The organism is Sorangium sp. So ce281 (assembly GCF_051527395.1).
In the GTDB taxonomy this organism is placed as follows: Bacteria; Myxococcota_A; Polyangia; order Polyangiales; family Polyangiaceae; genus Sorangium; species Sorangium cellulosum_B.
This window is the reverse complement of sequence record NZ_CP150322.1, coordinates 8,418,038-8,430,570: the sequence shown is the minus strand read 5'-3', so window position 1 is coordinate 8,430,570 and position 12,533 is coordinate 8,418,038. Positions and strand designations below refer to the sequence as shown.

The window sequence follows — 12,533 nt, the reverse complement described above, 5'->3', positions numbered from 1 at the left end:
GCCCGCGCATGAGCCCGTGGAAGCGCGCCGCCCTGCTGTCCGATCACCTCCCCGAGACGTGCACCGACGACCCCTCGGCGCTGGCCGCCTTCGTCGGTCCGCGAGAGCGAGCGCTCGAGGAGGGGATCTGGTCGCTGGGCGACGCCGACCTGCTCGCGATCGTGCTCGGCACAGGGCTGGTCGGCACCCCCGTGACGCTCGTCTCCGCCGCGCTCCTCTCGCGCTTCGCCGGGCTGGAGGGGCTGGCGCGGCTCGGCCCGCACGCGCTCGCCGAGCACCCCGGCCTCGGGCTCGCGAAGGCGCTCCGGATCGCCGCGTCGCTCGAGCTCGGGCGGCGCGCCTTCGAGCGCGCGGTGCGCCCGCGGCCTCCGGTGCGCACCTCGGCCTCGATCGCGGCGTGGTGCGCGGCGCAGCTCGGCCCGCTCGATCACGAGCAGATGTGGGTGATCTCGCTCGACGGCCGCAACGGGATGAGGGGAGCGCGCAGGGTCTCGCAGGGCGGGCTCCACGGGTGCTCCGTCTCGGCCAGGGACATCCTGCGCGCCGCGCTCTCGGACGCGGCCTCGGCGCTCGTGCTCGTGCACAACCACCCGAGCGGCGACTCGGCGCCGTCGCCGGAGGACGTGGCCATGACCAACGCGGTCGCCGCCGCCGGCGAGGTGATCGGCGTGCCGCTCGTCGACCATGTCATCCTCGCGCCGGACGGGCACTACTCCTCGCTGCTCGATCTCGGGATGATCGCGCCCGGCGACGCGCCGCGCGCCGCCGCCCCGCCGAGCCGAGGCTAGGCGCGCCGGCCGACCAGGAGGCCGTGCCGCTCTCCGCCGGGCGCCCCTCCGGTGCCTGGCACGCTCGCGAACCGCAGCGTCGCGCCGCCCCAGTCGACCGAGGGGCTCCCCTTCAGCAGCGACGTATAGAGCGCGCTCGCCTGCGTCATCGGGCAGCCGATCGCCTCGCGCACGAGCGTGAGCGACGCGCCCGTCGCATAGCTGACCGGCGCCTGCCGGCCGTCCTCGCCGATCACCGTGACCTTGAAGACGTCGTCCTCGGCGCGCGCGGCGCGGTCCGGATCGGTCAGCGCGAGGTGCAGCGCCTCGATCGCCCCGCTCCCGGGGCCATTGTTCGAGGAGTCGAGGGTCACGTGGAGCTCGAGGAGCGGCGCCGTGTAGCGGACGATCTGCCGCGCCGCCGCGCCCTCTGCCGTCGCGGGCGCCGCGCGCGCCTCGCGGCGCCTGAGCTGCGCCTCCATGACGAGCGCCGACCGCGCGAGCTCCCGCTCCGTCTTGCCGAGCAGCCGGCGCGCGCGCATCTCGGCGAGCGCGCGCTGCAGCACCTCGCGGTTCCTCGCCGCCTGCTCGTGGCTCCGCTCGCGCGCGAGCAGCGCCTCGAGCTCGCCCAGCGCTCGCTCGTGCTCCCCGATCGACGCGAGCGCGTCCGCGAGCGTGAGCCGGGCGTCGGCGAACGAGGGCGCGCGCCTCACCGCCTCGCGGTAGGCCGCGATGGCCGGCGCGATCTCCCGCCGCGCCTCGTGCGCGAGCCCGAGCGCGAAGGCCGCCCGCGCGTCCTCCGGCGCCGCGTCGCACGCGCGCGCGAGCCAGCGCGCCGCCTCGTCGTAGAGCCGCAGATCGTACAGCACCACCCCGAGCTCGCGCTGCGCCCGCGGATCGGGCGGCTCGATCGCCGCGCCCCGCCGGAGCTCCGCGGCCGCCTCGTCGAGCCGGCCGAGGCGGACCAGGGCGCGGGCGTAGGCGAGGCGCGCCTCGATCAGCTCCTCCCCTCCGCCGAGCTCCACCCCGCGCGCGAGCGCCCCCGCCGCGTCCGCCCAGCGCTCTTCCGCCGCGTACGCGGCCCCGAGCGCGAGCCACGCCCCCGCGTCGTCGGGCGCGCCCGCGACGTGCCCCTCGAGCCCGGCGATCCCGCCCGCCATGTCTCCGCGGCCCAGCAGATCGAGCGCGCGCGCTCGCCGCGCTCCGGACGACGTCATCGCGGCAGCGTACGCCGGCGCGGCGGCGCGGGTCGAGCGCCCGAGCGGGCGGGGCCTCCCCCGCGCCTTCGACGTCAGTAGCTCTGCGGGAGATCGCCCGCGAGGCACGAGACGGTGTTCGGCGCCCCGCGCGACGACCACTTGGCGCCGGTCGGCACCCCGCCGTCGAAGCGCACGCCCTCGCGTGGATCCCACGACGGCGTCTCGCCCGGGCGCAGGGAGTGCGTCCCGCTCTGGTAGAACGCGATGATGTACGTATGCCCCGCGACGCGGCAGCCGAGCCGCCTCGCGAGCGCCTGCGCGAAGGACTGGCCGGTGTGGCCGAAGGCGCTGCAGCAGCGGAGCCACACGAGGGCGTCCGGCCCCGCGAGCTCGGCCCTCACGGCGTCGAGCGCCTCATCGAGCGGCGAGCCGGGCCGGAGCGCGGCTTCGTCGAGCCGCGTCGCGCCCATGCGCATGTACCCCCAGCCGCCGTGCCCCCAGGCCTGCAGCGACGCGATCTTCCGGCCGCGCTCCCGCGCCGCGCGCGCCGCCCAGCCGAGCGCCTCGGCCCAGCTCGTGGCGGACTGCCACGCGTCGGCCGCGCCCGTCATGCGGTGCAGCAGCGCGCCGGCGCGCCAGATCGGCGTGAGCCCGATCGTCGCGCCCACGGCCTCGCCCAGGACCTCGAGGTCCCCGGTCTCGGCGGAACCGGCGGAGTCGGCCGCCGCTGGGTGCGCGCGCGCCGCCGCGCCATCGCGCCGCCTCGCGCCGTTCGCCCGCCGCGCGTTACCCCACCCGACGTCGGTGTTATCGAAGAGAACGAGCCGCATTCAACCCCCCATTCTACGCGCTCCGAATGTACCGCCGCTCGCAACCGCGGCCACGCGGTCGATTCCCCACCCGCCCCCCGAGCGTCTCCCGACGCCGCACGCAGCGCGCCGCACGCGCCGTACGCCAGCGGCACGCCCCGGGCGCGGCGAGGGCGCGATGGACGGGAGGAGGTCGTCCGTCGACGTCCTCCACCGTCTAGTTCGCGGTGGGCGCAATCGGTAGTGATTTCCTCCCGCGCCCTCGGCTAGCCTGCCCGAACCGATGGGCCTGTCCGAAAACATCAGGTTTTATGCGGCGACCGACGTCGGCCGCATGCGGGACCACAACGAGGACAACTACCTCGTCGACAAGAAGCTCGCGCTCTTCGTGGTCGCCGACGGGATGGGCGGACACGCCGCAGGCGAGGTCGCGAGCGCCCTCGCCGTCCGCATCATCCACGAGGAGCTGAAGAAGGAGCGGGACCTCATCGAGAACCAGGCGCGCAGCAACGTGCGGCGCGCCGCGATGAAGGAGGTCCTCAGCCTGCTCGAGCACGCCGTCCAGCGCGCGTGCGCCCGGATCCACGAGGAGGCGAAGGCCGACACGACGAAGCGCGGCATGGGCACGACGCTCTCCGCGCTCCTCATCGCCGGCTCGCACGGCTACATCGCGCACGTCGGCGACAGCCGCATCTACCTCCTCCGCGAGGGCCGCATCCAGCAGGTCACCGAGGACCACACCGTCTACAACGAGCTCATCAAGCGCGGGAAGCTCACGCGCGATCAGATCGAGAAGGTCGCGCAGAAGAACGCGATCACGCGCGCCGTCGGCGTGTACGAGCGCGTCGAGGTCGACACGCTCACGATCGAGGTGCTCCCGGGCGACCAGTTCCTCCTCGCGTCGGACGGGCTCCACGGGTACATCGCGCACACCGCGGAGCTCGAGCCGTTCTTCGAGGAGGAGAACGGCGAGGTCGCCGCGAACGGCCTCATCGATCTCGCGAACAGGAAGGGCGGCAAGGACAACATCACCGCGATCCTCGTCCGGCTCGGCCAGGGCGACCACCGCGACAGCGTCCGCGCCCGGCTGCTCGCGCTGAAGCGCGACGTGCTCGCGAAGATGCCGCTCTTCGCGCGCCTGCAGGAGCGCGAGATGCTCCGGGTCATGCAGGTCGCCGAGGTGCTCTCGTTCGAGCCCGACCAGATCGTGGTGCGCGAGGGCGATCGCGGCGACGAGCTCTTCATCGTGCTCTCGGGCCTCGTCCGGATCATCCGCGGCGAATCGGTGCTGAGCGAGGTCGGCCCGGGCGAGCACTTCGGCGAGATGGCCCTCATCCGCAGCATGCCGCGCTCGGCCACCGTCTCGGCCGTGGAGCAGAGCGAGCTCATCGCCGTCCGGCGCGCCGATTTCTTCGAGATCCTCCGCAAGGAGCACGAGCTCGCCGTGAAGCTGCTCTGGCAGTTCCTGGGGGTGCTCGCCGACCGGCTCGACCAGACGTCGCGCGACCTGAGCACCGCCCGCGAGGAGCTCGCCGCGGAGGACATCACGAGCGAGATCTTCCCCGACAGCGAGGAGGGGAAGAGCCCGTTCGCCCCCGAGGAGCGCTCCTCGGCGCGCTGAACGGCGCCCCGCGGCCGCGCCCCCGCGGCCGCGGCCGCGCGGAACGGAGCGAAACGGAGCGGGATTGCTGCGGCGTGAGCGGCGGGGCGGGGCCGCGCGAGCCGGGCGAGCGATTCGCGGATTGACACCCTCCTACCCCGGCCGGTAGCGTCCGTCCGACGGATAACCATGAGCATGCACGGCAGAAGGTACTGCGAAGGCCATCTCGCTCGCGTCGCCATCAACGTGGCTGGGGGCTCGGCGTTCGCGTCGCTCGCGGCCCTAGCGGCGGCTCTCCTCGCGGCGTCCCCCGCGGCCGCCGACGAGCCGCGGAGCGCCACCGAGCCGCGGCTCATGATGGAGACCGGCGAGATCACGAGCGTCGTCGACGCCTTCGACGACGGCGACACCTTTGATTTGAACTTCAGCTTCGGCTTCGAGTACGCGTCGAAGAGCGCGAAGATCCGGCGCGAGACGAGCATCGCCGGGCCGGGGCTGTCGTCGGGCGGCTACACGTCGAACCTGCTCAACGTGGCGACCTACAACGAGGCGACGTCGAAGCTCAACTTGCGCCTCGACGTCGGCCTCTACCGGGACCTGGCGCTCTACCTCAGGATGCCGCTCATCCTGAACCACGCGCGCGAGCTCACCGATCTCAACGGCAGCGCCGGGGCGGAGGCGCAGGCCGTCGCGCTCGCGGGGGCCCCCGGGGAGCAGCTGTTCCAGATGCCCTTCACGTCGCCGAACCGGAGCGGCATCGAGTACCTCGCCGTCGGCCTCGACGTGAACATCATGAACCAGGCGCGCGACCGGACGAAGCCGACCTGGCTGTTCGGGATCGAGGGGCGCTTCCCCGTGAGCGAGCCGATGCACGCCTGCACCGAGTCGCCGAAGAGCGGCCAGGTGAAGTGCGCCGATCCGACGGACGTCAACCGGAACAACAGCAGCGACAGCGAGTTCGATGGGCAGAGCGTCGCCCAGCGCGACCCCGGCGTGTCGCGCGGCACCATCGGCCTCGAGGTCCACACGTACCTGTCGAAGCGGATCAAGTACGTCGAGCCGTACGGCGGGTTCAAGGCGCTGTTCGAGTTCCAGCAGGAGTCGAGCGACTACGGCCTCACCGACCTGAAGACGTCGCTGGTGAACCACCCGCCGCTCGTCGGCAGCGTGATGCTCGGCGTGCTGATCGTCCCCTGGGAGAACCGCGAGAAGTACACCGGGCTCACGCTCGATCTGCGCTTCACCGGCGAGTACCACTCCGAGGGGCGCGACTACTCGGAGCTGTTCGACGCGCTGGGCTCGAGCGACGCGGGCTCGCTGCGCCAGCCGCAGTGGGCGGCGTTCCGCGACAACGACGCGTACGACCCGAGCCTGTGCAGGACGGGCGATGCGAGGGCCTGCTCGCCGTCGATCGTCGACGTGGGCTCGCAGCGCACGTACTTCACGGGGCTCAGCGACGTCCAGCCGTACGGCTCGTACCGCGCCTCGGCGAGCGTGACGTGGCGGGCGGCCGAGCTCGTGAAGTTCCAGATCGGCGCGGGCTTCCGCCACGACGGGGGGCACGGCATCGGCGGCGACCAGCCGTGCAACTCCCAGTTCAAGGACAGCCTCGGGGCGGCAGGGCCTTGCCGCCGCCAGGACGCGGACGGGCGCCTCACCGTCACCGGCAGCCCGAACCCCAACTACCGCCCGACCATCAACGCGGTCGGCCGCCGCTTCTACGTCAACGACAGCAACACGTTCGACCTCTTCGCGAGCGGCACGTTCATGTTCTGATCGACGCCCCGAGCGGCGTGGCCACCGCGGCGAGCGCCGCCTCTGGCCGAAGCAGCAACCCCATGATCGACCCCTGGCACCTCCGCGGCGGCGCGGGCGCCCTGGCGCTCGCCGCGGCGCTCGCCGCGGCGCTGCCAGCGTCGGCTCAGCCTGAAGACGCGGCGTTGCCTGCGCGCTCCGGGGGAGACGAGCGACCGGCGCAGCCGCCGCGACCCGATCGGCCGTCGCGATCGGCCGTGGTGCTCGCGACCGCGGTCGCGCCCGGGGCCGACGAGCGCGCCGCGCCGCTCGCCAGCGCGCTCGACGCGCTCCTGTCGGACACGGCGCAGGACCTCGGCCTGTCGGTGGATCTGGCGGGCCGCGTCGCCTCGCGATCGCGCCCCGACGAGGCCGAGCTCATCGAGCGCGCGCGCTCCGGCGACGAGCTCCTCATCGCGCCGAGCCTCGAGCTGCGCGGCGACGAGGTGGAGCTCAGGCTCGCCGTTGCGTCCGGCGGATCGAGGTCGCTGAGGGTGCGGGTCGAGCGCGTCGCGCGGGACGACCTCGCGGTGCGCGCCGCGGTGATGCTCCGCGATCTCCTGGCCGAGCTCGACGCCGGCGCCGCCGCGGCCCGTGCGTCGGCCCGCGAGGCGCCGTGCCCCGAGCGGTGCCGCGGGCGCCTCGCCACGCCGGCGCGCAGCATGGGCAAGGCGACGCTCGCGGCCAACGCGACGCTCTACGGAGGCCTCGTGGGCTTCTCGATCCAGCGATCGAGCGGCTCGGACGATCCGCGCCTGCTCTATCCGCTCCTGGCGGTCGGCGCCGGCATCGGGCTCGGCGGCGCGATCATCATCGCGGAGGAGTGGGACGTCGGCGTGGCCGACGCGTGGTACCTCGGGTCCGGCACGTGGTGGCCGACGATCGCGGGGCACCTGATCTACCAGGGCCGCTTCGCGCAGCACGCGGCGGATCCGGCCCAGGAGCGCTGGGCGTCCGGGCTGATCGGCGGGACCGCCGGGATCACGCTGGCGGCGCTCGGGCTCTCGCTGGGCCGGATGTCCGAGGGCGGCGCGCTGATGGCGCAGTCGGGCGGCGGGCTGGGGCTCATGCTGGGCGGGCTCGTCGAGTGGGCGGGGCGGGGCGACGTGCAGCGGACGCCGATCGCGGGAATGGGCTACGGCGCGGCGCTCGGCTGGCTGGCGGCGGCCGCGGCGGCCACGCAGCTCGACGTCACGCCGTCGGAGATCCTGGCGATCGACGTGGGCGCGATGCTCGGCGGGCTGGGCGCCGCCGCGCTGGCCAGCCCGCTCGTGTTCGAGTCCCCGACCGAGGCGCAGCAGCGGGCCTGGGTCGGCGCCACGGCCGCGGGCTTTCTGCTCGGGGCGGGCGTCGCGTGGTGCGTGACCCGCCCTGCCGGCGCCGGAGCCCGCAGCGCAGGCCCCTCGTGGAACCGGTTCGGCCTGCCCATGTTGGGAGTGATAGGAGAGAGCGTGGTCGGGAGCCGGCGAGCGCCCGCGCTCGGCCTCGGGTGGCAGGGGGCGATTCCGTAGGAGCTATGAAGATCACGATCACCGAGCTGGATGCAGGGACGCGCCTCGACAAGCTGCTCGTGCAGCTTCTCCCCGGGCTGGGGCGTGCGGGCGCGAAGCGGCTGTTCTCCGAGGGGCGCGTGCGCGTCCTCGGCGTGGGGAAGAGCGGCGCCGGCCGGCGCGCGTCGAAGGGCGACGTGGCGGCGGCCGGCGAGGTGCTGGAGGTCGACGTCGAGCCGACGGAGGCCTCCGGCGCGGCGACGCCGGATCCTTCCGCGCCGCTCGACGTGGTGCTCGAGCGCGACGACCTGGTGGTGGTGAACAAGCCCGCCGGGGTGCCGACGGCGCCGCTCCAGCCGGGCGAGCGCGGGACGGTCGCGAACGCGCTCGTGGCGCGGTATCCCGAGATGGCGGGCATCGGCTTCTCTCCGCGGGAGCCGGGGCTGTGCCACCGGCTGGACACGGACACGAGCGGCCTCGTGCTCGCGGCGCGAACGGCCGCTGCGTTCGCGGCGCTCGGCGCCGGGCTGAAGGAGGGGCGGCTCGACAAGCGCTACCTGCTGATCTGTCAGATCGGCGATCTTCCCGAGATGGGCTCGATCGAGGTGCCGCTCGCGCCGCACCCGAAGGACAAGAAGCGGGTCTACCCCTGCATCCACCCGCGCGACGTGGCGCGGTACGCCCCGAGGCCGGCCGCGACGACGTACAAGCGCGTGCGGCAGGTGGGGCTCTGGGAGCTCGTCGAGGCGCGGGCGCCGCGGGCGCTGCGGCACCAGATACGGGCGCACTTCGCGTCGGTGGGGCACCCGCTGGCCGGCGACGTGCTCTACGGCGGGCCCGCGGTGGAGGGGCTCAGCCGCCACGCGCTGCACGCGCACTACATCGGGTGGGGCGGCAGCGACGCGGTGCCTGCGTTCGTGGTGACGTCGCCGCTGCCCGCGGACATGGCGGCGCTGGTCGGCGAGGCCTGAGCCGCGCGCCGCGTCGCCTCAGCGCGCGCGCGCCTCGACGACGTGGCCGTCGACGTCGCGCGCCCGCGCCGTGATCTGGAGGTCGTTGGCCGACGCCGTCCCGTCGAGATCGCTGAAGCGGAAGCCGATCACGTACGCCGCGGACTGCGCGTTGAACTTCGCCGGCTCGATCCGGATGCCTCCGAGGCTCTGTTCGTCGATGGTCGCGGCGTCTCCCTCCCCGGTATATTTGCGGTTCCACTCCTCGTAGTTGAACACGCGCTCCTCGATGACCTCCCCGGTCGATCGGCTGGACGTCGCCACCGCGAGCTCGACGAGGCCCGGGGAGATGCCTGGCAGGGTGGCCTCGACCTCGACCGAGACGCTCGACGTGGAGTCCTCGTCGGTGCGGCGCACGGAGAGCGCCGGGGGCAGCCCGCCCGGCGTGGGGAGGAAGCGGAGCGGGTGCACGCAGTACACCTTCTCGTGCCCTCCCTCGCGGATCTCGAAGTGCAGGTGGGGGAACAGGCTGCCGGCGGCGAGCCCGGTATAGCCGATGTGCTGACCGCGCCCGACCTGATCGCCGGTCTCGACGAGCGGCATCGCCAGGTGGATATAGGTGCTGTAGAGGCACGCGCCCGGCTGATCGCAGTGCTCGATCTGCACCACGACGTCCTCGAAATCCTGGTAGCGGCCTGCGCGGATCACCTTTCCGTCGGCGACCGCGTACACCGGGGTGCCCATGACGGTGGGGATATCGATGCCGCGGTGGAAGTCGTAGACGCCATCGCGCGAGGTCTGCAGGCGGGGACCGAAGCTCGACGACATCGGCTGGATCTCGTCCGTCCCCCCGATCGGCCACACGAGGTCTGGGCCTTCAGGCTCCGAGCCGCAGCCGGCGACGATCGCGGAGAGGGCCAGCACGGGCGCGAGAGACGATGGCTTCATGGTGGCGAGTCCGTGGCGCGCGGGCTCCGCGCAGGTGGCGAGTCCACGGCGCGGCGCCCACACGCAGGCTATCGAAGCAGCGCGCGGAAGTCGAGGTCAGGTGTGCTGTGATGGATCCATGCGGCGCCGCCATCGACGCCGCTCGACTCTTCGCCTGCGGAGCAGCGGGGCCCAGCTCGGGATCGCGCGCGTCGTCTCGGGGCGCGCCGAGGGGCTGCGGCTCGCGGGCGGCTTCGCCCTCCGCCCTCGCCGGCCGCGGCGGCGCGCTCAGGGCGTCGCCGGGGCCAGCGCGTACGACCGGTGCGTCATCGTCACGCCGAGGCTCGTGAGCGCCGGATCCGCGGCGGTGCAACGCACGAAGCTCCAGTTGTTCGGCGTGGCGAACGCGAACCCGAGGGAGCTGTCGGCGACGGTGCCCTCCCACTCGATGAGCGACACGTCGTCGAGGAACGAGGTGGCCTCGCCGCTCGCCGGCACACCCGCCCTGAAATAGAACCGGACGGAGCCCGCGTTCGCCGGCGGGGTCAGGTCGACGGTGAACGGCTGCCAGCCGTAGGTGCCGGCCGCGCGCGTGAAAACGATGCTGTTCGACACGCTGGTCCCGCCGCTCGTGTACCAGTAGACCTGCACACGCATCGGACCGGCGTTGTTTCCCTTCATGTAGCCGGTCAGGGTCAATTTGCGGCCAGGCTCGAACTTGACGCGGTTGTTCATGTAGGTCGAGGCCTCGGTCGTGTTGCTCGACTTGCGCAGGAACACCATCGCGCCGGTCCCGCCGTGGACGACGCTGTTCTCGATGTAGCGGTACTCGCTCATCGACCACATCGAGCCTTCGTGGGAGGTGTCGTCGACGTCGCCGTCCTCGAAGTCGCCGTAGAGCATGATCTCCCGGCCGTAATCGCAGCTCGCGGCGGCCGTCGTCCGGACGGCGGCGAGCGAGTCCGCCGGGTTCGAGCGCAGGTGGGCGAGGGGGCCTGTGCGGCGGCTCGTGAGCGGCACGGTCCGCGTCTCGACGGCATCGCTCGTCGTGTACTGCGAGGGGCTGCTCGCCGCGGCGGCCCGCGGGCCGCTCGGGAACACGACCGCTCCGGTCAGGCCGTCCGCCGCCTCGCCGGGCGCGGGCGCCGCCGGCAGCGTCGTGGAGAGGTGGCCGATGTGGCGGATCGCCCGGCCGAGCCAGGCGCCGCCCACGAGCTTCGGGACGTAGTCCTCGTTCTGGAACGGGATGAGCTGCACGCGGTGCACCGCGCGGTTGCCGCTCGCGTCCTCGTCGATGTCGATGGCGGCGAGGTACGACTGGAACGTCTCGAAGACGTCCTGATCGAAGACCATGTTCCCGAGCGACATGAAGATATAGCGGGGGCCGGCGCCGGCGTTGTACAGCCCGATGCCGTGGATCGTGTGCGGGTGGTGCGCCACGACCATGCCGGCGCCCTTCTGGACGAGCTGGGTGAACCGCCGCCGCATGCCGGACGACGGATAGTCGCTGTACTCGATGCCTCCGTGCAGCACCGGGATGGCGAAGCGCCCGACCGCGTCCTCCGCCATGAAGTCGCTGATCTCCGTGAGGCTGAGCTCGAGCGCGCCGGGCTTGGGCGGAGGCCCGTCGGAGGCGGTGAGCGTGTACGCCGGGAGCGTCGTCCCGTCGTTGACGAGCTGGTTGAACCCCTGGAAGGCCACGTCGACGCCGCCGAGCGTCCGGTAGAGCACGGTGCCCTTCGCCATCGTCTCGTCGAGCCCTGCGCCGAACCAGTCGAGGCCGGCGTTCGGGACGGCGGTGAGCGTGTCGGCGACGCCTGCCCCCAGGTAGTCGAACATGTGGTTGTTGCCGAGGCTCACGGCGTCGACGCCGGAGAGCGCGAGCGCCCTGACCGTCTCGGGGTAGGAGAAGAACGTGAACGACTTGTAAGGGTGGGGCGTCTGCGGGTTGGCAGTGACGGGGCACTCCAGGTTGACCTGGGTGTAGTCGGCCGACGAGAGGACGTCGCGCAGGAAGGCGAGGACGGCGCTCGCGTCGGCTTGCCGTGTCGCGGGGCGGATCAGGTCGCCCACCTCTCCCTCGATGCCGTCTTCGTCGCTGTCGATGAAGCGCCGGCCGAACATCGTGTCGCCTCCCACGAGGATCCGGGCGCGGCCCGCGCGCTGCTCCGTCAGCACGACGCGGCCGACCCCGGCGGCCGCCTCGGCGAGCGGCAGGTGCAGATCGGCAGGGACGATCTCGCTGGTGTACCCGTCGACCTCGACGCGCAGCAGGACCGAGCGCCGCGCGAGCGCCGCCAGCGTGAACGCGCCCGCGCCGTCGGTGAACGCGATCTCGCCGTGGTTGACCGCGCCGCTCCCCCAGCCGATGGCCGTCACCTCCGCCCCCGCGATCGGCGACCCCGCCTCGTCGACGACGACGCCGGTCACGTCGATGGGGGCCGCCGCGTAGGTCGCGTCGTACGCGGCCTCCGTGGCGTCGAACTGGAACGCCGCCGACGCATCGCCCGCGGCGAGCCAGGCGCAGGCCGCAGCGCACACCGACAGCGGCGCGGAGGTGATGACGCGGACAAGGGGTCTTTCTGCCATGTTCGCTCCCGATCGGTTGGGGCCTGTTCGAGGACGGATGACCTCGACAGGCGTGATGGGCGCCAGAGCTCCTTCAGGGCCGGCTCAACACGTGCAAAACGTACAGCGTGCAAACGTGTAAATGTGCCGTGTGACCAAACTCCGAGGTGACCAAGGCCGACGATGGGGTCGCGAGCGTCGATTGGCCGCTCAGCCCTCGCTGGAGAGGCCGCGAGAGCGCCGACCCATGCACGATTCGATCCGTTTCAGCGATGGCGCTGGAGACAAGGACGATGATCTCGAGACTATCATGCTTCGATCATCGCTCGCTAGACGCTCGCGTGGAGCAACCGGCGATTTGTCTTCTTGTCCTCTAGTTTTCTTGCGGTCTTGTGGTCTTGTGCTCTTGCCGGCGTAGCAAGGTGTTCC

At 72.8% G+C, this 12,533-nt stretch carries 9 protein-coding genes; 5 read left to right on the top strand and 4 right to left on the bottom strand.

All coding sequences use genetic code 11. The features are described from left to right. Window positions 1–8: 8 nt before the first annotated feature. Entirely contained in the window at window positions 9–788 is a 780-nt protein-coding gene (gene radC / locus WMF27_RS32050; RefSeq protein WP_437765065.1) for a RadC family protein, read from the top strand. On the opposite strand, the gene WMF27_RS32045 is transcribed toward radC, so the two are convergent. Together WMF27_RS32045 and WMF27_RS32040 are read right to left on the bottom strand one after the other, a co-directional pair. After that, window positions 785–1,984: a tetratricopeptide repeat protein gene (locus WMF27_RS32045; protein ID WP_437765066.1), complete on the bottom strand. Its 1,200-nt coding sequence runs from the start codon at window positions 1,982–1,984 to the stop codon at window positions 785–787. The two genes, radC and WMF27_RS32045, sit on opposite strands and share 4 nt — an antisense overlap. A gap of 74 nt (window positions 1,985–2,058) precedes the next feature. Beyond that, window positions 2,059–2,796: a hypothetical protein gene (locus tag WMF27_RS32040; RefSeq protein ID WP_437765067.1), complete on the bottom strand. Its 738-nt coding sequence runs from the start codon at window positions 2,794–2,796 to the stop codon at window positions 2,059–2,061. 262 nt (window positions 2,797–3,058) lie between these two features. Here WMF27_RS32040 and WMF27_RS32035 point away from each other — a divergent pair, with 262 nt between their 5' ends. From WMF27_RS32035 to WMF27_RS32020, 4 genes are all read left to right on the top strand, one after another. Continuing rightward, on the top strand, window positions 3,059–4,396 hold the full coding sequence (locus tag WMF27_RS32035; protein ID WP_437524150.1) for a Stp1/IreP family PP2C-type Ser/Thr phosphatase: 1,338 nt from the start codon (window positions 3,059–3,061) through the stop codon (window positions 4,394–4,396). Between the two features lie 174 nt (window positions 4,397–4,570). Then, window positions 4,571–6,151 (top strand): hypothetical protein, encoded by a 1,581-nt coding sequence (locus WMF27_RS32030; RefSeq protein ID WP_437765068.1) that lies wholly within the window; start codon window positions 4,571–4,573, stop codon window positions 6,149–6,151. Window positions 6,152–6,213: 62 nt separating this feature from the next. After that, the gene (locus WMF27_RS32025) at window positions 6,214–7,680 is read left to right on the top strand and encodes a hypothetical protein (RefSeq protein ID WP_437765069.1); all 1,467 of its coding nucleotides are present in this window, start codon (window positions 6,214–6,216) and stop codon (window positions 7,678–7,680) included. Between the two features lie 5 nt (window positions 7,681–7,685). Continuing rightward, window positions 7,686–8,630 (top strand): RluA family pseudouridine synthase, encoded by a 945-nt coding sequence (locus tag WMF27_RS32020; RefSeq protein WP_437765070.1) that lies wholly within the window; start codon window positions 7,686–7,688, stop codon window positions 8,628–8,630. A gap of 18 nt (window positions 8,631–8,648) precedes the next feature. Here WMF27_RS32020 and WMF27_RS32015 read toward each other — a convergent pair whose 3' ends face one another. Together WMF27_RS32015 and WMF27_RS32010 are read right to left on the bottom strand one after the other, a co-directional pair. Beyond that, window positions 8,649–9,557, bottom strand: coding sequence for a M23 family metallopeptidase (locus tag WMF27_RS32015; RefSeq protein WP_437765071.1), 909 nt, complete (start codon window positions 9,555–9,557; stop codon window positions 8,649–8,651). Window positions 9,558–9,824: 267 nt separating this feature from the next. Next, window positions 9,825–12,125 carry a CapA family protein gene (locus WMF27_RS32010; RefSeq protein ID WP_437765072.1) on the bottom strand — a complete coding sequence of 767 codons (2,301 nt, stop codon included), beginning with the start codon at window positions 12,123–12,125 and terminating at the stop codon, window positions 9,825–9,827. Between the last annotated feature and the right edge of the window lie 408 nt (window positions 12,126–12,533).